Here is a 22,667-nt window from a genome sequence, read left to right on the forward strand (position 1 = left end):
CACTCTTGTTTGCCGTCTCTACCTGCATTCCAAGAGCAGCTATACCGTGTTGTTGGGCTACTAATGCCCACTGCGATATAGCTGTACTAGAGAAGCCCATATCTATACCGACACTTCTCCGACTCTCTCCATTGAATACACGTTCCACTACCTTTCTCTTAATTTCGAAAGGGGTCTTCTTATTTTTCTTACTCATTGTTATCGTCTCCCGGACTCGTTCTTGTTTATCATTCTTCCGGTTAAAACAATTGTAGCAGCCGGCAGCGTTCCAGTGGCTGTATCCCCGGGCCCCGGAGCCGGCAGTGAACCACACACACAAACTACTACCTCTATCCCTACCAGCAAACAAAGCTCCGTCCAAGCAAAACGACACTGTCCGCACAACTCCATCACATCAAGAAATCACTCCGATACAACCCGAGGAAAAGAACTATCATCCTTCTGCGGCGAACAAAGCAAAATAACCAAAACAATCAAACCAAAAGTAGGAATCAACAACAAAAGCATCCACCAAGCCCGATGCCCAGCATCATGCAACCGCCTAATAGCCCCATTAAACAAAGCAATCAAAAAATAGCCAAAACAAAGCGCCATCCCGACCCCACAAACAGCACTAAAATACCAATCAGAAATCGGCAAAACAAACAAAATCAAAACCAAAACAGCAATCAAAGCAGCAGAAACCAAAGCCGACCCCAAAAATCCAAACCAAAAATCAGCGCGCCCAGAACGGGAAGCACCAACAAACAAATTCTTATAAAACAACTTAGTGGACCGGTAGATCCCAGGACGTCCACTCTCATTCCAAACATCTTTTTTCATATTAACCTCTTAAATTATTAAAGAATTATTCCGCAAACAAAACCAAAAATACCAAGCAAATAAGACAAACAAAAATAAACAAAGCAGCGGAAATATCGCTTCTGAAACCACAGCTGACTCAGCTCAAAATTAAACGTCCCAAAAGTAGTAAAACCACCGCAAAGCCCAGTACCTAAAAACAATAATAAAGCATTATCACTAATTTTAGCAGTAACTAGTCCCAAAATAAACGAACCGATCACATTGATCAATAAAGTCATCCAAGGAAAATCAATTTTAATTTTTCGCGAAGCTTGTGTCAGTTCATTGCGAACAAACGCGCCTACTGAAGCTCCTAATGCTACGATAACTACGTTCATCTCATCATCTCCCATAGGTACTTTTCCGTACCTATCCCACTTTAAAGTGCGTAATTGTTTAATTTTTACCAGCCCTTATACTTAGTCCTTGTCATTTAAAAAAGTATTTAGGGAGGCAAATATGAAAAATACAAAAATTTCAGCAACTTGGACATTAATGGCTTTAGCAATCAGTGCCTTTGCCATCGGTAGTGCCGAGTTTATCAGTGTCGGTATCATGCCACTGATCATCAAATCATTTAACGTCAGCATCGCACAAGCAGGCTTGACCGTGTCGCTTTACGCGATGGGTGTCATGTTTGGCGCACCGATCTTGACAACACTGACTACAAAATTCAATCGAAAAAACTTATTATTAGCCATCATGATCAGTTTCATCATCGGTAACACGATAGCAGCTATCGCACCAACTTTTATCATCTTATTAGCCGGTCGGATCATCTCGGCCTTAGCTCACGGATTGTTCATGACCATTGCATCTGTCTTGGCAGCCGATGTCGTCGCACCTAACAAGCGTGCCTCAGCCATCGCCATCATGTTTACCGGCTTGACCGTTGCGACCGTGACGGGTGTTCCTTTAGGGACCTACATCGGTCAAATTTTAAACTGGCGTTCATCGTTTATCTTCTTAGTTTTACTAGGAATCATCGGCCTAATCGGCAGTTGGATCTTAGTTCCAAATAACTTATCCAAATCACAACCAAGTGATGCCAAAGGATTCATTCGTATCCTCAAACAGCCAAAATTAATCTTGATCATCTTGATCACTGCCCTAGGATACGGAGCAACCTACCCCGTTTACACTTATATCTCATCGATCTTGAGTGAACAAATGGGTTGGTCGGAAGGTGCCATCGTTATCATCTTAGTAGTCTACGGACTAGCAGTAGCCATCGGCAATACCGTAGGTGGACGTTTGGCTAACGTTAAACCGCTAAAAGCCCTACTAAAAATGTTTGTTGGTTTAGGCGTAACCTTATTCTTAGTCTGGATCAGTTTGAATACTCACTACTTTGGACTAATTGCCGTAATGCTCATGGGCTTGTTCGCCTTCATGAACGTCCCTGGCTTGCAACTTTACATGCTACAGCTTGCAGAAGAACTTACACCAACAGAGATCAATCTAGCATCAGCTCTAAACATTTCCGCCTTCAACATCGGCATCATCATCGGATCGACTTTAGGTGGCTTTGCAGCCTCAAATGAAATGATTGCCATCACACCCTGGATGGGCATCGCCATGCTAGTCATTGGCATCGGATTAATTTTTTACTTAATGAAAACCGTCGCCACACAAAAGTGATAATCCTGTCTATTTTTTAAGTATCATGCTAATATAATTTTAATTGTGAGTCGTTAGCATGAGGAGGAATCACCTTGAAACAATGTATTTATAACATTGGCGTAGAAGCCACCATCGACATCATCGGAGGCAAATGGAAACCATTGATCCTTTGTCACCTAAAAAAAGGCACCATGAGAACTGGCCAACTACGCAGAGTGATCCCCAACATCACCCAAAAAGTCTTAACGGAACAACTAAGAGAATTAGAAGCATCAGGCATCGTCAACCGTAAAGTCTACGAACAAGTACCACCAAAAGTAGAATACTCATTATCAGATTACGGCAAAACCTTAAATAATCTCCTAACCGAATTGTGCCACTGGGGCGAAGAAGACATCAAACGCAGAAGAGACAATGGAGAATCGATCATCCTACTAGATCAAGACTCAGAAATTTCCACCGACCCAGAAACAACCAAATTAGGCTAAAAAAGTCGACATTAGTCGGCTTTTTTATTACCCCAAAATTCCCGATGAGCCAAAAAAGCAGCCAAATAATTCCCCAACAAAGCCAGCAAAAAACCACCAACCATAGACAAAATCAAATAAAGCCCAAGCAAAACAAACTCCCCACCAGAAAACAACCGAAAAACATCAGCAGTAAAAGTAGAAAAAGTAGTATAAGCACCCAAAACTCCAGAAGAAAGCGACAAAACCAATCCATCAGAAAGCTCAAACCGATCATGCAAATAATGAATCAGCAAAGGCAAACAAAAAGCCCCAGTCAAATTAACAAACAAAGTACCAAAAGGAAACCCAGAACCCCCACCAAAAGCCAATCCAATCAAATAACGAAAGCCGCCACCAAACAAAGCCCCAACAAAAACAGCCAAAAACGAAATCAAATGCTTCAAAAAATCACCCCAGATCTAATAAAAGTAAATCACAAAGTTAATCAAAAAAAATAGTACAAAGAAAATATTGAATACTTATAAGAATACCAAAAAATAAAACAACATGAACAAAATATAAAGACAAATCCAGCAATGATGGCAAAGCCATCGAGCGAAACAAAAGCGACCAACAAAACAACAAAACACGACCCAGCAAACAAAACAGGAGCAAAAAAAGAAAAAGAGCCGTTCACCGAAACAAAACAGAAAAAGATAGAAACCAAAAAAAGCCCGATACCACCAGAAAAAGTAGAAACGGACAAAAAAACCAAAACAACATACCACAATAAAAATAAGTACCGTACCCCCACCAAAAATTTAGGCTTGCGACCAACTTAGGTCCTGTGGGGGATGGAGAGAATTCGACCGTCAGCCATGAAATTTTACTTGGCAATTTATTGCCTAGTAAAAGGCCCAGCTGTGAGATGTCCGGGTGGGCTTCCCGGATAGCTCAGAGTGGTGCCCATGGCGTTCCACGGTCGCAATTCTCGGAATCCCCCACAGGACCGGCAATGAACCCCCCTTCAAAACAACCAAAACAAAAAAACATCACCCTCGAACAAAGGAAGATGATGCAAAATAAAACATAAAACCTATACAAACAAACTAAGCACAAGCACGCCTAAAAGACCAACAATAGCTATCAACGTCTCTAGCACTGTCCAAGTAAGCAAAGTTTCCTTAATAGTCAAATCAAAATACTCTCTAAACATCCAGAAACCAGCATCATTAACGTGAGATGCAGCAAGTGAACCAGCACCGACAGCAAGCACCATCAAGGCTGGGTTAACACCAGCGGATGTCATCAAAGGTAGAACTAAACCAGCAGCAGTCAATGAAGCAACCGTAGCTGAACCTAAAGCAACTCTTAGTACAACGGCGATTAACCAACCAAGAATTAATGGTGAGAGGCTTGTGCCTGAGAATACGTTCATAACGGCATCCCCAACGCCACCATCGATCAATACTTGTTTGAAGGCACCACCACCACCGATAACTAGTAGTAGCATGGCGATTGATTTAACGGCTTCTTCAACCGACTTCATAATTTGTGGAGTCTTGAATCTTCTTGCCCAACCCATTGTGTACATAGCAACTAACAATGAAATTGTCATTGAAACGGCAGGTGTACCAATGAAAGCGATAATTGAATCTAAAGTACTAGGATGCTTTGGTAAGCTACCACCATTGAATAACAATTGGTAAATAGTAGTAATAGCCATCAATAGTACTGGAAACAATGAAGTTAATACTGAAATTCCAAAACCAGGAGTTTCATCAAGTGTAAATTCTTTTTGAGGACCTAATGCTGTTAAATTACCCTTACGATGGAATGCATCTGGCAACCATTTTTCAGCGATCTTTGTGTAAAGTGGTCCAGCAACGATAACAGCTGGAATAGCCACGATAATACCATAAAGTAAAACGTGTCCAGCACTAGCACCAAGCACGGCACTAATAGCAGTTGGAGCTGGATGTGGTGGCAAAAATCCGTGAGTTACGGACAATGCGGCAGCCATTGGAATTCCGAGGTAAAGAATTGAAACTCCAGCTTCCATAGCAATAGCGAAGACGATAGGAACTAATAAAACCATTCCGACTTCGAAGAACAAAGCAATACCAATGATAAATGAAGCTAAAACAATGGCAAGTTGCAATCTCTTACGACCGAATTTTTGAATCAAAGTGTGGGCGATCCGGTAAGCACCGCCGGCATCGGCAACTAAACGACCAAGCATTGCACCGAAACCGAAGACGATCGAAAGTTCTCCCAATTGACTTCCGATACCATCTTGAACACTCGTGGCAATCTTAGTTAAAGGTAATCCTAGTCCAACACCAACAGCGAAAGACGTTACGACTAATGAAACGAAAGTATTTAACTTTACTTTAATGATCAGGAATAATAGTAAGGCAATTCCCAATACTAACACGACAAATGGCATGTGATAATCCTCCTATAATAGTAATCGCTTTCATATATGACGATATTAAAACTCGTCCGAGGACGAGTTATTTATTTTTCAGGGCGTTCCTTCATGTTCTTCTTCTGGAACTCAGCAATACTCTTGTATTCTGGTGCCAAGATCTTTGAAAGACGGATCCAAATTGGTAGTAATTCACGATATACTGCAAAGTTGTTTTCATCAGGATGATGAACGTTAGTAACACCGACCATGTTCTTAACTTCTGATAAGTCGTCGATGTAGCCTAAGGCATACATTCCTAGAACAGCAGCTCCTAAACATGAACTTTCAAAACTTTCAGGAATAGTAACATCTTGTTCAAAAATGTCAGCTAACATTTGTCTCCAAAGTTCTGAACGAGCAAATCCACCTGTAGCTTGGATACTCTTAGGCTTGCCAGCAACCCCTTCGATCATGAGCATAACCATGTATAAGTTGTAGACGATTCCTTCAAGAGCTGCACGGACCATGTGGGCACGAGTATGTTGTCTCGTAAGGCCAAAGAATGAACCTCTTGCATAAGCGTTCCAGATCGGAGCACGTTCGCCACCTAAGTATGGGTGGAACAATAAGCCGTCTGATCCTGCAGGGATCTTTTCGGCGATCTGCGTCAAAATGTCGTAAGAAGAAACTTGCATTTGTTCGGCAGTGATCTTTTCTGGAGCAAATAATTGGTCACGGACCCAACGGAAAACGATACCACCGTTATTAACCGGTCCACCAACGACCCATTTATCTTTAGTCAAGGCGTAACAGAACAAGCGACCATTAGGATCAACGACTGGCTTGTCAACTACTACACGAACAGCACCAGAAGTTCCAATCGTAACAGCAACAACACCAGGATCAATTGCGTTAACACCTAAGTTTGATAGCACACCATCACTAGCACCGAAGACAAATGGTACATCTTCGCCGATACCTAGCAAGTTGCCATAGTTTTCGTTGATACCTTTGATCGAATCAGTTGGTTCAACTAATTGTGGTAAACGATCTTCAGTAATACCTAGTAGATCAAGTGCTTGTGGTTCCCACTTAAGGTCAAAAATGTTAAACATTCCTGTAGCTGAAGCGATTGAATATTCCATCTTGTATTCGCCGAACAAACGGAAAAAGACGTAAGTCTTCAAATCGATAAACTTTTTAGCTTTATTGAAAAGTTCTGGCTTGTCGTTTTTCAACCAAAGCATCTTAGAAAGTGGAGCCATCGGATGGATCGGAGTACCAGTCTTGGCATAGATCTCAGCACCCAAACCGTTGTCTTTCAATTCTTCACTATATTTAGCTGCACGATTGTCAGCCCATGTGATTGCTCTAGTTAATGGTTGGTCGTTTTCGTCCATCAAGATCAAACTGTGCATAGCTGAAGAAAATGAAACACCCTTTAGTTCACCAGGTTTAACTTTTCCTTTACGCATAACTTGTCCGAGGACTTCAACGATGGCGTCGAAGATATCTTCTGGATCTTCTTCAGCCATGTCTGGTGTGTCTTGATACAATTGGTAGCCACTATTTGCATAAGCAATAACTTTACCCTTCATATCGTATAAAACTGCTTTGGTACTAGTTGTACCGATATCGGCACCGATCATATAATCCATAAGAAATTCCTCCTGTTACGTAACTACTTCTTCTCGACGTCGTGGCCGCCAAATTCATTTCTAAGTGCTGCAACTACTTTACCTGTGAAAGTATCATCTTCCATTGAACGATATCTCATCATTAGTGATAAAGCGATAACTGGTGTTGGAACTTGAAGTTTCAAGGCTTCGTCTAATGTCCATTTACCTTCACCTGAAGAATGCATAACACCTTTAATTTCATCAAGGTTAGCATCCTTAGAAAAGGCTGATTCAGCTAATTCCATCAACCAACCGCGGATAACTGATCCGTTTGACCAAACTTTAGCAACTGCTTCGTTGTCATAATCGAATTCACTATGTTCCAAAACGTCGAATCCTTCGGCGATCGATTGCATCATTCCGTATTCGATACCGTTGTGGACCATCTTCAAGTAATGACCACTACCGGCTTTACCAGTGTATAGGTAACCGTCTTTTTGAGCAATTCCTTCAAAAATTGGTTCGATATATTTAAAGATTTCAGGGTCATCGCCACCGATCATGAAGTTACCATCATGATTTGCTCCACTCATACCACCTGAAGTTCCGCAGTCCAAGAAGTTGATCTTGTTTTTCTTAAGAATTTCATTGTGGCGAAGTGAATCTTCATAAAAACTATTTCCACCGTCAATCACGATATCGCCTTCATCAAGCAATTCACTCAATTGATCAATTGTCATATTAGTAGGTTTACCGGCTGGTAACATTACCCAAACAATTTTAGGTGCATCGAGTTTTGCAACGGAATCCTTTAGATCATCAGCGACTTCAGCGCCTAATTTCTTTGCGTCAGCTTTTGAATCTTCGTTCAAATCAAAGGCTACGACTTCGTTTTTATTTCTAATTAAGTTTTCTGTTAGGTTGATTCCCATCTTACCTAAACCAATCATGGCTAATTTCATCAATAACATCTCCTGTGTAATTGTTTTCAACAAAATTTATTATACGAAAACTTTTTTCAACAATCAACTTATATTTGGAAAAAGATTTTCTTATTTGACGTTATTATGTTATTTTATATTTACAGGGAGTAAGGATATGGCAAAAAATATAAATTATGTTATACAAAGCTATTACCAAAATTTAAAAGGTTCATATAAGGAAATTGCCGACTATATCTTGGAACACCCAACCTTTGATTCAAGCCTTACTATCAACGCTTTAGCCAAAAGTTGTTCAGTTTCGATCTCGTCAATTTCCAGATTTGCAAAAATGCTTGGCTTCAAAAATTTTCAAGATTTCAAGCTAAGTTTAATCACTTCGAGCTCAGATTCAACTGATTCGCTCTTTCAAGACATTACCGCTAATGATTCGTATCTCACGATGACGCAAAAGATTTTCAACGGAAACATGTCGACTTTAAAAGCGACTGAAAAAGTTTTGACTGAACGCCAATTGGAAGCTGCCACATCACTGATCAATAAGAGTGATTCGATCGGCTTTTTCGGACTTGGTGCTTCTGGTATCGTCGCTCAAGATGGTTTCCACAAGTTCTTGCGTTCTGATAAAAAAGCTTACTATGTAGCTGATTTTCATATGCAACTGATGATGGCAACGAAGATGAGTGACCAGGATTGTGCTGTGGTTATTTCCCATAGTGGTAAAAATCGCGATACTTTGCAGATCGTTTCCGAGCTGAAAAAAAATCATGTTCCGGTGATCGGTATTACTAGTTACGGCAATTCGGCTTTGGCCGCACAAGTCGATGTTAGTTTATTGTCGATTTCGGACGAGACTCAGTATCAAAATGAGGCTTTGCATGCGATTATTTCGCAGATTTCTTTGGTTGATACTTTGTTTATGATTACTGCTGTGCATGATGCTAAGCAGACTAGTACTGTGTTTAAGGAAATACGGAAAACTATCAATCTTACACGGAGAAACCATCAGGAAAGCTAGGTTTTGTGAGATGAAGGCAGCATGTTTTTGCTGTCTTTTTGTTTTGGTATTTTTTTGAGGTTATATTTTGGGTGATGGTTCATTGCCGGTTCAGCGGGGGATTCCGAGAATTGCGACCGTGGAACGCCATGGGCACCACTCTGAGCTATCCGGGAAGACCACCCGGACATCTCACAGCTGGGCCTTTTACTAGGCAATAAATTGCCAAGTAAAATTTCATGGCTGACGGTCGAATTCTCTCCATCCCCCGCTGAACCTAAGGTTGCAACAATCATCTTTTTTGGTATGGATACGGTACTTAGTTTGTTTGTGCAAACTTGCTGTGGTTTGGATTTGTGTGTTTATTTTTTTCTTGGTTCTTACGATGTTTGCTTCTCGATTTATCTGTTTTACTTTTTTGGGGGTTATCATCGGTTGATATTAAATTACGTGTAAAAAAAATAACAATCCTTGGATTTTTTCCTCGGATTGTTATTTTTTTGATTTGATTATTTATTTTTGTTGCTTTTGAGGGAGTCAAAAACCTGGTGCTTTGGTTTTCTTTTTTTCTGTCCCTGTTTTTTGATTATGCTACGGCTCTTTTGTTTTGTTGCCAAACGGGCTATTTTTTCACCAAACGTTGCCCGTTTTATAGTGGAAACGAGCTCCGGCACACAGCGGCCTCCGGTTAACACAGGTGGTCGAGGCACGGCTTCGCCGCACCTTGTTCGACCACCCGCATTAATCCTCAGCAGCTACCCGTGTGCCTCCGCTCTCTATTTTATAAACCTATCCCACCAATGAGATTTCTTCTCACTGTTAACTTGCATGTTGGCCAATGTGTCTATTGAAGCATCTTCTCCGGATTCTTCTTTTTCCTCTGCCTTGGCTTTGTTTTCTGCGTCGGCTTTTTCTTTTTTGACTTTGGCTTCGCGGGCTTTTTGTAGGTGTTCTTGGTATTTCTTTTCTTTTTCTAGTTTTTCTGCGTCTTCGCTGTCCATTTTTTCGTCTGATGGATTTTGCTCTTGTAGTTTGATTATTTTTCTACTTAAGTTTTGGATTACGCGGTCTTGTTGATCTATGTTTGCCCGTAGTTCTTTGATGGTGTTTTCTAGGTTGGCAACTTGGGCGTTGTGCGTTCCGTTGCTGCTGTCTCCTGCTGTTTCTTCTACTGCTTCAGAAACGGGATAGATTTGTTTGGCTGCGGATTGTAAAGTCATCTTTGGACCGTGTCCTAATTCAACCATCTTGGAAAAGTCGTCAAGATTCTTTTGTGTGTATAGACGGTTATTTTGCTTGTTTCTCTCAAAATAGCCGGTATTATTCGTTGAATGTTCGACAATTAAAGAGTATTTACGCAGTGTGGCAACACTGATCCCCAATATTTCGGCTGCCTGAGCCGGCGTTAAAAATTTAGTATCCTTTGTATTTGTCAAAACGATTCCCCCAAGTTAGATATCATTACAATTATAAAAATTATGTCACATTATATCAACTAATTAAATCAAACCTGCCCCTAAAATAAAAATAATTATGATGTGGCACTACTATCATATAATTTTACACATTTTTTCGTTATAATATAAGAGTAAATCCATTTCGAGGAGAAATCATATGAAGAAACATCGATTGTTACTAGAATCGGCCGTTGCCCTTTTGATGGCAATGAGTATTTCTGCTCCAGCTTCGACTACTTATGCAGCTACTGAAGCGGCACTTACTTCTTCTACTGCAGTTCCGACGGATCAAGATTCCACGGCGTACACTGCTGAAGAACAGGCCACGATCAATAAATTACAAGCTGAATATGCAGAGCTACTTGGTTCTAACAATTCGATCAGTGATATTTATGCCACTATCCCTAGTACGACAGCTCCCTTTGCTACTGGAGCATTGAATTCGACCGCAATTCAAAAAGTTGTTGCTTGGGTAAATTACTACCGTGCACTTTCCGGCCTTCCTGCAATCAATAGCAATTCTGATTCGAACGATTTAGCGCAAATTGCTTCTGCTGTGATGGCTTATGCACAATCCGATCCATACACTAATCAACACGGTTTAAAAGGTACGACACAGCCACAAGATATTTCTGACCTTTACTGGAATCGAGCTATTTTAGGCACTTCTCAAAGTGACCTATACTTTGGCTTTCCATCAACTTTAGGTTCTTTAGTTAAAGAATTGATCATCGACAATACTAATATCGATGGTTTTGATACTGGTCACCGAGCTTGGTTGCTATCACCTTATTTGTCAAAAATCGGTGTTGGTATGGCTAAATCTGATACTGGTCGCACTTACGCTAGTTTATTAGTTGCTAATACGCCCGATCAATACAACACGCCAAGTCAAAATGTCGTTACTTATCCTAGTCAAGGTGTCTTCCCTGTTGAAGAACTCCAAGACGATAAGGCTTTGCCTTGGTCAGTCGCTTTCGCTAAAGATGCTGATCTAGTTACTGACAATACTACGATTACTGTTACCAACCTAACTAACGGAACAACTGGGACAGTCGTACCTAGTTATTCTGGTAGTCAAGCTTACTCCAAAACAGTGATTAGTTTCTTGCCACCAACGACTTTAACTATCAACGATCACTCTGAATATCAAGTTACTATTAATGGACTAAATTCAAGTTCTATGCCAAGCTATACTTATACATTCAAAACTTTTTCAGAAAATAGTTCTATAAATAGTAATTAATTGTTAAAGCCGACTCCAGTCGGCTTTTCTTTGGTGTATAATCCTTCTTAACTAGAAAAGAGGTTCAATAATTGTCAAGTTCAACGATCACAGGTAATTTTATAATCATATTAATTACCTTCATATTCGCTTTCTTCTGTGTTGCCGCTGAGTTTGCTTTAGTTCAAACTCGACCCAGTCTGTTAGAAGACGCTATCGAAAAGGGTAACGGTAACCCTAAAAAATTACAACGTGCTTTAAACATGGTTAATAATCTCAACGAGTACTTATCAACGACCCAAGTTGGTACTAGTATCGCTGGTATTATCTTAGGTTGGATCGGTGAAGGAACCATTGAATACTTATTAGTAGAATTCTTTGGTATGGCTCACATGGTCAACTCATCTGGCCTACACATCATCGGTTCCGTTGTTGGTGTGCTTCTCTTGACTTACTTTGAAGTGGTTCTTACCGAGATCGTTCCTAAGAACATTTCAATCGACCGTCCACTGCAAATGTTAATGTTAGTCGTTAATCCATTGAGATTTTTCCATTTAGCTACTTACCCATTCGTTTGGTTATTGAATTCATCATCAAACGGGATTGTTCGTTTAATGGGTATGCAACCAGCTGATTCTGAAAACCAAGTTTTTTCACAGTCAGAGATCCTTAACTTATCCAAGTCTTCCATTCAAGGTGGAGACATGGATCAAAACGACGTTGTCTTCATGCAACGTGCTTTCGAATTAAACGACAAAGTTGCTAAGGATATCATGGTCGACCGGACTAGCCTTTACGTGGTCGATATTACCGATAAGGTCAATGACGTGATTAAAGACTACTTACAACAAGGTTTCTCCCGATTCCCAGTTGTAGCCGATAACGATAAAGATAAGATCCTCGGTTACGTTTATGCTTATGATATCGTTCGTCAAAACCAAGTCGATGGTTCTGTTGGCATTAGTCGGATCTTAAGATCAGTCAACACCGTTCCAGAAACAATGCCAATTCAAGATATCTTATCGAAGATGATCAAAAAGCAGACTCCTATCGTCATCGTAGTCGATGAATACGGTGGTACTAGTGGTATCGTCACTGACAAAGATATTTACGAAGAGTTGTTTGGTACCGTTAAAGATGAGATTGATGTCGTTTCTGACGAATACATCATCAAAAATGAAGACGGAACTTACAACGTTTCTGGTAAAACTACTTTATACGACTTTGAACGTTACTTCCGGACTGACATCAAGGAGTTCCAAGAATCAGATATTATCACCGTTGGTGGTTACATCTTGGAACAATTCCCTAACATCGGGCAAAATTCTGAATTTGATCTCGATAATTTCCACTTCCAGGTTGCTGAATTCGAGCACGGATTCGCTAACTGGTTCAAGGTTTCGATCAATAAAGAACAAGTTGCCAAAGATGATAATTTAGCTTCGTTGACAACAATTGATGATTTAAAAGATGACACTAAAGAACATTCAAATAACAAAGATTCTGAAGAATAGAAAAAAGCGTGATGCAGTTTTGCATCACGTTATTTTTTTGGTCCTAAATACGTCAAGATATTAGGATTTATCGCATCACGAGCGGCATCCTCGTACAATCGATCCAAGTCGACTGATAAGGCGATCAAAGCGAGGCGAACTAATTGATGTTGGACTTCATCGTCGACAGCTTTTTCCAGTTCTGCCGAAACCACTCCTGGCTCAAGCTCACCGTTGCTATAACGATTGTACAAGTCTTGTTCCCGATTTTTACTATCGTTAAAGTCGTTTTGCTGATCATATTGAACGATCTGTTCATGGATCCAGTCTCGGTTTTGGTCTAGCAAATTGGCAAACCAAGGTCTAGGAAAACGTGTTTTGACATTTCCTTTGTCCCAGCTGACCTGGACTGGTCCGTGGGTTCGCGATAACTTTTTAAAATCGAGGCAATCGACCCATTTTTCGAGCAATTCAGGTCTGATCTCACAATGATAGCTTTTTAAAATATCGGCCATTTCTGCAAAACTTAAGTATGCTGGAGTTTCCTTATTCATCGGCTTCACTTCCCGTTCGAACGTAATCAAGCAGATTTTTAGAGACATTTTCATCGTAAATATCGCCTTCCAACTTGGCGATGTCGACGTTTAACACCTCAGCTGCAATGTTTATAACCGTCTCATTAAACTTGTCTTCTCGTTCAAATAACCGTTGTCCCTCTTCTTGCATGTATTCGTATCCCGACAAACTGTAATTTTCCATAAATTGGGTGTAGTCGATTAAATCATTAGGCTCATCAGTGGCATCCCCATAAATCGATCCGTGAACCTGTGCATGTTCAAAAATCCGATCACGAATGTCACTGTCATGCTCATCGATGACTGCACCAAACCAAACTTGCGGATATTCCATCGGCTTTTTATTTTGAGTCCCGAATGAGCGCTTACGAGGCTCGCCATATTTTTGGAAATGTTCATCAGTCTGAAAATCATTGATCCAGTTGGCAATAGTCTTCTTGTTATAGCCACAACCAAAATCATTTAAAATACTAGTCATCTCAGAAATAGTGTAAAAATTCATCCCATCTGTGTCGTATACTTTTTCATCAAAGTCTTCCATGTTGAAGGCCTCCCTTTCTTGATTTCGAAATCAGTATATCCCTTGATATGACTGGTGTCACGGCGGTTAATTTCAATTATAAAAGGCGTTATTTTGGAAGATTATTGATGGCAGTTGAGATTGAGCGTTTCATTTATTGGATGTGTATTTTGGGGGTCAGCCTTGGAAAAAATAATTGTTTTGTTGATATATTGGGATTTTAGCGGTAAAGCGTAAATTTTCAATTATAATTTTCTTAATAAACACAGACAGCGTAGCGAGGTTGTTCAGCTGCTGAGGATTAACGCGGGTGGTCGAACAAGGTGCTGCGAAGCAGTGCCTCGACCACCTGTGTTAACCGGAGGCCGCTACCTCGCGGAGCTCGTTTCAGCATCCTTGAGGATAATAATAAAAAGCACTATCCAAACCACTGCATTATTAATCAACAAAAATGGAAAGTGCTGTTTTATTACTGCATATTTGAGAACCAATTCATTAACACATCCATTGTCACTAAACAAGTTGTCACCGTCACCAGGAGGACGTTCTACCTTCTTGAGGATAAAAATCAAAATCATCAACATGTAATACAGTAACGAAATTAAGCTACTTACCAAAACATTTACCCATAAAAAAAGACAACGCCATCCAGACGTTGTCCAAAAAATAAATCCAATCTAAACCCATCCCTAATCAGGACGGTCAACATAATCCAACAAATTATCACTGACCTCATCAGCCATGATATCTTCGTATAATGCACCCGTATTTATGTTAAGTGCCTTAACAACGATTTCTTTCAAAAGTTCGTGATACCTATCTTCGTTTTTAAAAAGTTGCTCTGCTTCCATCTGCATGAATTCATGACCATTCAAACTATATTGTTCTTTGATTATTTCAAAATCGTTCATATCTTCTTGATCCACTCGACCATCATTTTTTGCTGCCTGATATTCATAGATTCGATCATGTATATCTGTAAAATGCTCATCAATGACTGCACCAAACCAAAATTCTGGATATTCGATCGGTTTTTTATTTTGATTCCCATGTTCGCTTTTTCTAGGTGCACCATATTCCTCAATGTGTTTTTCTGTGTTAAATGCATCTATCCAATAAGTGATGGTCCTCTTGCTGTATCCACAACCGGCATCGTTTAATATATCGGTCATATTTTGCAATGTATAATAATCCACGTTTTCAGCTCCCCGTTATCCCTTTTTTAGCATTAGTATAAATTTAATTATAAATATTGTCATCTGGAAAAATTTCTTTTTAATTCTCACTTATTTGGCTACATCATTGATGTATCAACAAACGATGCTTTCATTTATTATCTGCCGATCAAAAGTGACTTACATTATAAACATTACTGTTACTAGTTAATCGAGCTCTTAAAACAATTTTCATTTATTTTTTTAAAAAATTTTTCCACATTTGATAGTCCATTTTCTGCTTGCTATGGTGATTATGAAATCACGACGGAGTAGGAGCTGCTTATGTTTAAATTGATTAAATGGTTATTTAGAGGATTCAAATGGTATGATCTTTTAACCTGGCCAACTTTCATTGGGGTTTTTTACACTTTTAAACATATTCCGAACCATCTAGCTTACATGGCTTATCCTCCAAACATGGATATGTCAATATCAATGGATTATTTCATCAACGCTGTTCTCATTCATTCGGTGTTATATACGATTGCTTGTAGTGTTTGTTATCCATTCGTCATCAAATTTTTGATGAAACTACCGTTGATCGGATTCATTGCTGAGGGGTTATTTGAAGGCCATGAAAATATCCTTTCGGGATTTATCACCGGTAAAGATGACTTTGCTGATGAAGCTACTGATACACACCATCCGGTTCGTGAAACAACTTATCGCAGAGGTTATGGAAATAAGTACTATGTTTCTCATAGTCGGATCGTTGACAGCCATGTTGGGGCGGTTACTTCATTTAGTTCTGGAGTAATTATGACTGTTGGCGGATTCCTTATTAGGTTGTTTGTTTCATGGAATATTTGGAAATTAGCTTGGATTATTGGATTGGTTGCTGTTCCTTGTTGTGCTTTGTTTGGGTGGAAGACTGCTGATTATAAATAATTAATTGAATGCTAAAAAGAGGCTACGCTGGGTTTTGCGTGGCCTCTTCTTTTTGTGTGGTTTATTTTATATACCGGATGGATCTTTTGGTTCTGTTCTCAACTTTTTTGGTAGTTCCTTTTTGGGGCTTTTACCCGTTAACTTTTTTGGTGATTATTGGGTTTGGTTGTTTGTTACCAAACCTTGGTATTTTGGGTACCAAACGTTCTTTGATTTGTTGCCAAAACTCGGTATTTTGGTTACCAAACGTTTCTTGATTTGTTGCCAAACCTCGGTACTTTGGTTACCAAACGTTGCCCGCTTTATAGCGGAAACGAGCTCCGGGAGATAGCGGCCTCCGGTTAACACAGGTGGTCGAGGCACCGCTTCGCAGCACCTTGTTCGACCACCCGCGTTAATCCTCAGCAGCTGACCATCTCCCTGCGCTCTCTTTTTTATGCCTTAACCTGGTCATAATCAATAATATTAACGCTGTTATCGATTGTTTCGAAGTCGTTTTTGAATACTAATAATTGTGTTTTTGGATTTACTTGTAGTTTGATTCCTGGTTTTAGGAATTCTTCAGCACTTTCTTTGTAGTAGATCGTTCCTAGGTCACTGTCTAGTTTGATGCTGTAGTCTGATAGGTCTTCGTCTTTGTCTACGGCGATGATGCGGAATTTTGTGATCAAGGCACAGTCTCCTTCACCTGAGAAACGGCCTGTTCCGTCGTCTAAGTCTAGAATAATTGCCTTATCTTTGTAATCTGCTAATTTTTCTTGTGCTTCTGGAGTAATTTCGATTTTCATATGTAAAATCTCCTCATCAATTATATTTGTATTTCGCGGTACTTCCCCAGTCGATGATACTTAAGATAAATACCATGAAGACGATTGAAATATAGCTTGTGAAAATACCGTTGAGTATATTATACAAAACATCCCTCACATTGTATTCTACGTTGCTTGTGATGAATGTTGCAATTGGATAATAGATGATGACTAAGACGATGGCAAGCAGTATGGCTGTAATGATTCCGACTGTTCCCATGTGATGAAAAAATAGTTTTTTCGACTTGACTTTGGTCCATAATCGCACTGCAAATAACACAAAAATGATACCAGCTATCATGATAGACGCTTTCACAAATTGTTTTATTTGTTTGATATGTTGCAGCGATTGATCGATGGGTCCGATGTCGTTGTTGACGATTTGATCCATGATGCCACGGTTACTTTCGACCGTTTCATCTACTTCTGTATCAATATTCAATCCGTCAGCTTTCGCCTGTTTCTTAATGTTATCGCCGATCGTAGTCAAGACGACTGAGCCGATAGTAAGACTAGGGTCGCCATCATACAGTTCATCCACGGAAGTGTCGATGATACCTTTGACTTGGTCGGAACTGAGTTGTGTTGATGACAAGTTTTTGAATGGTGTGTAACTGTCTACGATACTGCCCAGTTTCTGATTAGTATAATTTTTGATCAGAGAGACATTGCTGTCACTACTGACGACTTTTTTGACATAGTTGCCGTTTAAAACTGTTGTCAAAGTTATACCCATGAAGACGATGATCATCAAGCATAGCGATAATAAAACTAGGGTGAAACCATGACGGTTGTATACTGATTTGCTCATGTTTAATTCTCCAAAGCTATTTTAGCGATTTCTAAAGGTTTGTTGACGATCCAATCAGATGAAGCTTGGCTAAGTTCGTCTTTGTCCCCAAAACCGTATGTTACTCCTATTGCCTTTAGATTATTTTTGTGAGCCCCTATAACGTCACTGCTACGGTCCCCTACCATAACAAGATTGTCAGAGTTTAGATCTACGGATGTTTTCTCGATCCCATACGAGATAACATCTTCTTTCAATGAACGCGTTACTTCGTCATCTGAAGCACCAAATACGTGTCGGATGTACGGTTTCATGCCAAAGTGTTCTACAATATTCTTAGCATGTACTTCCGGTTTAGAAGTGGCCACGAAAATTTCTTTGCCGCTGTCCTTTAGTTGTTCAAGCATTTCGTACACGCCATCGATGACTGTTAGTTCTTTCCAGCCCTCAACGTCATAGTATTCTCGAAATGATCTCATTCGTTCTTTGGCGATCGGGTCATTTACTTCAATATTATCGTACTTTTTGAACGAATAACTGAAAGTCGGTCCGATGAATTTTCTGAGGGTGGCGTCATCGTGCGGAACATAGCCTAAAGTATGTTCGTACATGTATTTCAGGCCCTTCATGATTCCCTTTTCGGAATTAACTAAAGTGCCATCTAAATCGAAAAATAAATTATTCAAAAATAAGTCATCCTTTTATGTTAGATTTTAAGTAGTAGATAAAGTATAAGGCATTTCACCAAAAAATGCTTAATCAAATTATCGTAGGTATGTCAATATGAAAGTTAAAAAACCAGAAAATTACACTAATATCGATTCTGGTCTAACCGATGAACAAGTGCAAGAGAAGGTAACTCAAGGTTTAACTAACGTTCAGATCAAAAAGCTGTCTCGCTCAATACCGCAAATTTTGGCAGATAATATTTTTACATTATTCAATTTGCTAAACTTGGTCATTGCTTTGTTGATCGGTTGGACTGGTTCATATCGGAATTTATTCTTCCTCGGACCAGTCTTGGCCAATATTATTATCGGAAGTTTCCAACAGATCAGAGCTAAGCTCACGGTTGATAAGATCAACTTGGTCAATGAGCAAGAATTTGTTGTGGTCCGAAACGGTCAAGAACAAGAAGTCCCTATTGATGAATTAGTTCAAGATGACATCGTCTTACTAAAGCGTGGGAACACTATTCCAGCCGACGGTATCATCGTGTCCGAAAACGGCTTGCAGACGAATGAATCGAGCATTACCGGTGAATCAGACACGATCGAGAAAAATGTCGGTGATTCGGTTTTTTCAGGGAGTTTTGCCGTGGCCGGATTAGCCAAGATCCAACTGACCCAAGTCGGGATGAATAGCTTTGTTTCTAAGCTATCAAACGCTGTTAGCCAAGAAAAGGGTTCCGAGAGTATCTTGATGAAAATTATAAATAATATTATCAAGATTTTAACATATACTATCGTCCCAATTGGCTTAATTTTATTTTTCCGTTCTTATTCGCAAAATGGCAACGTTGCCACTTCTATCTTAGGAACTTCCGCCTCAGTTATCGGCATGATCCCCGAAGGATTGGTCCTTTTGACCGCTGTCGCTTTAGCAACTGGTGCTTACAACTTGTCCAAGCGCAAGATCTTAGTCCGTTCCTTGAACGCGATCGAGACCTTAGCACGGGTCAATACCCTTTGTTTGGACAAAACTGGAACGATCACAACTGGTAAATTAACTGTCAAAAAAGTCATACCTCAAAATAATGTCAGTGAGAGCTTCGTCAAAGAGGTCGCCGCAACTATCGTCAAGGTGACTCAAGAGACGAATGCCACCGCACAGGCGATCATGAAACTGAAATCGCAAACTTTCGATGACAAAGTCAAAGAAATCATACCTTTTTCATCGGAAACAAAATACTCCGGCTACATCGGAGCCAGTGGTACAAAGTACACGATGGGCGCCCCAGAATTCATTATCGACGATCCAACTGAAGAAACAAACACCGCCGTTAAAAAAGCTGCGGAAAAAGGTTTCCGGGTCATCGCCGTTTTACAAACGAAAGATAACCAGCAACAATTATTAGGCTTGATCTTCATTTCCGATGAAGTCAGAAAACAAGCCAAATCGACTTTTTCATATTTGAAGAACCAAGGGATCGACTTGAAGATCATTTCTGGTGACAATCCGGTGACTGTTTCAAACGTTGCTACCCAAGCTGGGATCGACAAGTCTGACAGTTACATCGATATGAGCACAGTGCCAGAAGATGCTGACTATCGCGAATTAGTCGATAAATATCGCGTCTTTGGTCGTGTCCGTCCGAAGGAAAAATCCGACCTAATCAAAGCCATGCAAGATAACGGTTTGACTGTCGGTATGACTGGTGATGGTGTTAACGACGTTTTGGCCATGCGCCAATCAGACTGTAGCATTGCCGTTGCCGGTGAAAGTGACGCCGCCGAAGCATCAGCTGACTTCGTTTTATTGAACCGTAACTTTGACTCAATGATCTTCATGCTCAATGAAGGTCGACGAGTTATCAATAACGTCGAACGTGTCGCTTCACTTTACTTGATCAAAACGATTTATTCAGTAGTCTTGTCGATCGTCTTCATCTTCTTAGGCACAGGTTATCCATTCCAGCCGTCACAACTAACGCCAGTCAATGCCTTGACCGTTGGTATCCCAACCTTCATCCTAGCGTTAGAACCAAACTATCGGCCACCAGCAGGAAGATTCATGCGAAACGTCATGGAAATCGCCTTACCAGCTGCCATTTGTAACATCACGCTCTTACTGATCATCAATGGAATCGGTGGCTGGGCTAATCTCAGCTACAAATCAAGATCGACCATGTCGGTCTTTGCCATCGGGATCATTGGCTATTGTGCCCTAGTCTCGATCAGTAACCCATTGATCATCCGGAAAAAAATCATGATCGGGGTTTCGATGCTGCTGTTTGTCATCGCATTTACTTATTCTGATAAACTGTTTGGACTGCAGAGCATCTTTGATCTCCGGTTTACTTTTATTTATGTTTCTATTGTTCTGGTTGCTTGGCCTTTGTTTATGTTCATGCGTGAGGTGCTGGGCAGAAGAGTGTTCTCCAAAATTAATTGGAAGTAGTTTTTTAGCAGACAATTGGTTGTCTGCTATTTTTTTTGCGTGAGATAGTGGTGGTAGTTTGGTTAGTGGTTCACTGCCGGTTCCGAGGCGGGGCGCTATATGGGATTGGAACGCTGTGGACGTCGATTTGAACTACCCGAGAAGTTCGCTCGGGCATTTCAAATACGAGTCTTATTCTAAGCGGTAAACCGCTAAGAATAATTTCACAGCTGAACCCATATAGCGCCCCGCCCCTCCACCTAGGTTGGTTGACAATCAATTCTCTTTTTTTTTGAGTTTTACCGATTTTTATTGGTTAAATCGGCACTTTTTGCTCGTCCTATTTCTCACTTGTCTATCTCAGGTTTCTCCTTAATAGTAGGACCAAAAGCAAAAAATCCATACCTTGAGCTTGTTTGTTATTTTGAATCATCATTTTTTGTTATGTTGTTTCGGTTCAACTGTTTTGAATCTTTTGTTTTTCTATTTATCTAGGTGCATTTTTCTTTTCTTTGCTTCTCTCTTTTTTAAGTGGTCTTCCATTTTGAAGTAAAACAGTGCCCCTCCTGCTATCATTGTTGCTACTGCTGCGAAGATTGCTTCGGTTTTGTTTTTGTTGACTAAAAATAGGATTATTGTTGCTGTTAATAGGATTCCCAAGGCAATTTCAAAGGACAAATATTTTTTGCCGGTCATTATGTGCCTCGATTCTGCATTTCTTTCTCTCTCGAGGCTATTATGTGTTGGTGAAAAACTAGATGCAAATATTGCATCTTTCTATTCTGGTAAGAAATTCTTTTTCAAAAAATACAAATATATAATCAATTTGATTCTGAATAATAACTACAATGCCCCACCTTAACTCAAAAAAAGCAAAACAAAAAGCAGATGCTGGATGGGGGCATCTGCTTTTAAAAGATCGGCGTAGTATTGATGAGTATAAACACTTATCAGTCTCGTGGGAGGAATTACGAATTTATGGTCATATATCAATACTATGGGGGTGTCACGATCTTTACCAATTAAAAATTGGTGAGCGATCAATCTATCAAAACTGGTAGGGGGAAAGTTTCTTCCAGCGGCAATCTATTTTCATTACTTAACAAGAGGAGTGAAGTACCAACAGATTCAAACCACATGTTGAATGGCTTACTATCCAACAAAACGGAAGAAACATGAAGGATGGGTTGAAACCAGCATTGAAAGATCGATCTAAACCATGATGTAAGGGAAGCCGAGAACTCATGGCAAGTTCGTCAGGCAAGTACCCTCTTTTCGCACCAGTTAGGTTTATAATTATAATAATATCTTTTAGTGAAAAAGTAAATTAAAAATTGTCTAATTATTTATAATTTTAAATAAAGTTACATAAAAAAGCGCTCACCCACACCGATACAATCGGTTGCATATTATTAGATTTTATAATTTAAATTAGAAAACCGCTAATCAAATATCAAAAAGCGATAAATAAAACATCACAAGTGATCTCAACCAAGTATAAAAAGAAAAAGATGTCATATATGCCATTGCATATATATTAAGAGACAAATTAAAATTAACAACTAAAGGTTGAAAGCACGAAAATAGCCCTCAACTCATTCGTATGTTGAGGTTGGGTACAATCAAATAGTTTTTTAACATCATGAAGCATTATCCAAGAGCCTGATCAGGCGATTGGGTAATGCTTTTATAAATTCGTCAAAAATATC

General features: G+C 39.8%; 24 protein-coding genes. 9 read left to right on the plus strand and 15 right to left on the minus strand.

Annotation, left to right across the window (positions count from 1 at the left end):
* The 3 genes from EKM69_RS12555 to EKM69_RS10640 all read right to left on the minus strand — a co-directional run.
* A partial coding sequence (locus EKM69_RS12555) for a helix-turn-helix domain-containing protein (RefSeq protein WP_225423882.1) occupies window positions 1-196 on the minus strand: 196 nt, incomplete at its 3' end.
* A 206-nt stretch (window positions 197-402) separates the two neighbouring features.
* The gene (locus EKM69_RS10635) at window positions 403-765 is read right to left on the minus strand and encodes a DUF805 domain-containing protein (RefSeq protein ID WP_164505929.1); all 363 of its coding nucleotides are present in this window, start codon (window positions 763-765) and stop codon (window positions 403-405) included.
* A gap of 74 nt (window positions 766-839) precedes the next feature.
* On the minus strand, window positions 840-1,181 hold the full coding sequence (locus EKM69_RS10640; protein WP_125710936.1) for a fluoride efflux transporter FluC: 342 nt from the start codon (window positions 1,179-1,181) through the stop codon (window positions 840-842).
* 121 nt (window positions 1,182-1,302) lie between these two features.
* Between EKM69_RS10640 and EKM69_RS10645 the strand changes: the two genes are divergently transcribed.
* Both EKM69_RS10645 and EKM69_RS10650 read left to right on the plus strand, forming a co-directional pair.
* Window positions 1,303-2,484 (plus strand): MFS transporter, encoded by a 1,182-nt coding sequence (locus tag EKM69_RS10645; protein ID WP_125710892.1) that lies wholly within the window; start codon window positions 1,303-1,305, stop codon window positions 2,482-2,484.
* Window positions 2,485-2,558: 74 nt separating this feature from the next.
* On the plus strand, window positions 2,559-2,954 hold the full coding sequence (locus EKM69_RS10650; protein WP_125710894.1) for a winged helix-turn-helix transcriptional regulator: 396 nt from the start codon (window positions 2,559-2,561) through the stop codon (window positions 2,952-2,954).
* Window positions 2,955-2,965: 11 nt separating this feature from the next.
* Here EKM69_RS10650 and EKM69_RS10655 read toward each other — a convergent pair whose 3' ends face one another.
* Complete coding sequence (locus EKM69_RS10655) at window positions 2,966-3,379, minus strand: fluoride efflux transporter FluC (RefSeq protein WP_125710896.1); 414 nt, start codon at window positions 3,377-3,379, stop codon at window positions 2,966-2,968.
* A gap of 135 nt (window positions 3,380-3,514) precedes the next feature.
* On the opposite strand from EKM69_RS10655, the gene EKM69_RS10660 reads away from it, so the two are divergent.
* Window positions 3,515-3,757, plus strand: a complete 243-nt coding sequence (locus EKM69_RS10660; protein ID WP_164505930.1) for a hypothetical protein — start codon at window positions 3,515-3,517, stop codon at window positions 3,755-3,757.
* Between the two features lie 254 nt (window positions 3,758-4,011).
* Here EKM69_RS10660 and EKM69_RS10665 read toward each other — a convergent pair whose 3' ends face one another.
* From EKM69_RS10665 to gnd, 3 genes are all read right to left on the minus strand, one after another.
* Window positions 4,012-5,364 carry a gluconate:H+ symporter gene (locus tag EKM69_RS10665; protein ID WP_125710900.1) on the minus strand — a complete coding sequence of 451 codons (1,353 nt, stop codon included), beginning with the start codon at window positions 5,362-5,364 and terminating at the stop codon, window positions 4,012-4,014.
* A 71-nt stretch (window positions 5,365-5,435) separates the two neighbouring features.
* Window positions 5,436-6,986 (minus strand): gluconokinase, encoded by a 1,551-nt coding sequence (gntK, locus tag EKM69_RS10670; RefSeq protein ID WP_125710902.1) that lies wholly within the window; start codon window positions 6,984-6,986, stop codon window positions 5,436-5,438.
* Window positions 6,987-7,009: 23 nt separating this feature from the next.
* A complete protein-coding gene (gnd, locus tag EKM69_RS10675; protein WP_125710904.1) occupies window positions 7,010-7,909 on the minus strand; it encodes a phosphogluconate dehydrogenase (NAD(+)-dependent, decarboxylating) in 900 nt (299 codons plus the stop codon).
* Window positions 7,910-8,045: 136 nt separating this feature from the next.
* Here gnd and EKM69_RS10680 point away from each other — a divergent pair, with 136 nt between their 5' ends.
* Window positions 8,046-8,906: a MurR/RpiR family transcriptional regulator gene (locus tag EKM69_RS10680; protein ID WP_125710906.1), complete on the plus strand. Its 861-nt coding sequence runs from the start codon at window positions 8,046-8,048 to the stop codon at window positions 8,904-8,906.
* Between the two features lie 755 nt (window positions 8,907-9,661).
* Here the strand turns inward: EKM69_RS10680 and EKM69_RS10690 are convergent.
* Entirely contained in the window at window positions 9,662-10,321 is a 660-nt protein-coding gene (locus tag EKM69_RS10690; protein ID WP_125710910.1) for a MerR family transcriptional regulator, read from the minus strand.
* 178 nt (window positions 10,322-10,499) lie between these two features.
* On the opposite strand from EKM69_RS10690, the gene EKM69_RS10695 reads away from it, so the two are divergent.
* Window positions 10,500-11,588 carry a CAP domain-containing protein gene (locus EKM69_RS10695; RefSeq protein WP_125710912.1) on the plus strand — a complete coding sequence of 363 codons (1,089 nt, stop codon included), beginning with the start codon at window positions 10,500-10,502 and terminating at the stop codon, window positions 11,586-11,588.
* A gap of 71 nt (window positions 11,589-11,659) precedes the next feature.
* The gene (locus tag EKM69_RS10700) at window positions 11,660-13,081 is read left to right on the plus strand and encodes a hemolysin family protein (RefSeq protein ID WP_125710914.1); all 1,422 of its coding nucleotides are present in this window, start codon (window positions 11,660-11,662) and stop codon (window positions 13,079-13,081) included.
* Window positions 13,082-13,110: 29 nt separating this feature from the next.
* Here EKM69_RS10700 and EKM69_RS10705 read toward each other — a convergent pair whose 3' ends face one another.
* The 3 genes from EKM69_RS10705 to EKM69_RS10715 all read right to left on the minus strand — a co-directional run bounded on the left by EKM69_RS10705 (window position 13,111) and on the right by EKM69_RS10715 (window position 15,327).
* Window positions 13,111-13,614 carry a hypothetical protein gene (locus EKM69_RS10705; protein ID WP_125710916.1) on the minus strand — a complete coding sequence of 168 codons (504 nt, stop codon included), beginning with the start codon at window positions 13,612-13,614 and terminating at the stop codon, window positions 13,111-13,113.
* The gene (locus EKM69_RS10710; RefSeq protein ID WP_125710918.1) at window positions 13,607-14,176 is read right to left on the minus strand and encodes a hypothetical protein; all 570 of its coding nucleotides are present in this window, start codon (window positions 14,174-14,176) and stop codon (window positions 13,607-13,609) included. Before EKM69_RS10710 ends, EKM69_RS10705 begins: the two co-directional genes overlap by 8 nt.
* A gap of 668 nt (window positions 14,177-14,844) precedes the next feature.
* Complete coding sequence (locus EKM69_RS10715; RefSeq protein ID WP_125710920.1) at window positions 14,845-15,327, minus strand: hypothetical protein; 483 nt, start codon at window positions 15,325-15,327, stop codon at window positions 14,845-14,847.
* Between the two features lie 327 nt (window positions 15,328-15,654).
* On the opposite strand from EKM69_RS10715, the gene EKM69_RS10720 reads away from it, so the two are divergent.
* Window positions 15,655-16,260: a hypothetical protein gene (locus EKM69_RS10720; RefSeq protein ID WP_125710922.1), complete on the plus strand. Its 606-nt coding sequence runs from the start codon at window positions 15,655-15,657 to the stop codon at window positions 16,258-16,260.
* A 4-nt stretch (window positions 16,261-16,264) separates the two neighbouring features.
* Window positions 16,265-16,591 carry a hypothetical protein gene (locus EKM69_RS10725; protein WP_125710924.1) on the plus strand — a complete coding sequence of 109 codons (327 nt, stop codon included), beginning with the start codon at window positions 16,265-16,267 and terminating at the stop codon, window positions 16,589-16,591.
* 103 nt (window positions 16,592-16,694) lie between these two features.
* Here the strand turns inward: EKM69_RS10725 and EKM69_RS10730 are convergent, their stop codons facing one another.
* The 3 genes from EKM69_RS10730 to EKM69_RS10740 are packed head-to-tail and all read right to left on the minus strand — an operon-like array spanning window position 16,695 to window position 18,545.
* Entirely contained in the window at window positions 16,695-17,048 is a 354-nt protein-coding gene (locus EKM69_RS10730; protein ID WP_125710926.1) for an iron-sulfur cluster biosynthesis family protein, read from the minus strand.
* 16 nt (window positions 17,049-17,064) lie between these two features.
* Window positions 17,065-17,880, minus strand: coding sequence for a hypothetical protein (locus tag EKM69_RS10735; protein ID WP_125710927.1), 816 nt, complete (start codon window positions 17,878-17,880; stop codon window positions 17,065-17,067).
* A gap of 2 nt (window positions 17,881-17,882) precedes the next feature.
* The gene (locus tag EKM69_RS10740; protein WP_125710930.1) at window positions 17,883-18,545 is read right to left on the minus strand and encodes an HAD hydrolase-like protein; all 663 of its coding nucleotides are present in this window, start codon (window positions 18,543-18,545) and stop codon (window positions 17,883-17,885) included.
* A 97-nt stretch (window positions 18,546-18,642) separates the two neighbouring features.
* Here EKM69_RS10740 and EKM69_RS10745 point away from each other — a divergent pair, with 97 nt between their 5' ends.
* Window positions 18,643-20,979 (plus strand): HAD-IC family P-type ATPase, encoded by a 2,337-nt coding sequence (locus EKM69_RS10745; protein WP_125710932.1) that lies wholly within the window; start codon window positions 18,643-18,645, stop codon window positions 20,977-20,979.
* 462 nt (window positions 20,980-21,441) lie between these two features.
* Here EKM69_RS10745 and EKM69_RS10750 read toward each other — a convergent pair whose 3' ends face one another.
* Window positions 21,442-21,654, minus strand: a complete 213-nt coding sequence (locus EKM69_RS10750; protein ID WP_125710934.1) for a hypothetical protein — start codon at window positions 21,652-21,654, stop codon at window positions 21,442-21,444.
* Window positions 21,655-22,667 lie beyond the last annotated feature (1,013 nt).

It is taken from the genome of Companilactobacillus zhongbaensis, assembly GCF_003946515.1.
Classification (GTDB): Bacteria; Bacillota; Bacilli; order Lactobacillales; family Lactobacillaceae; genus Companilactobacillus; species Companilactobacillus zhongbaensis.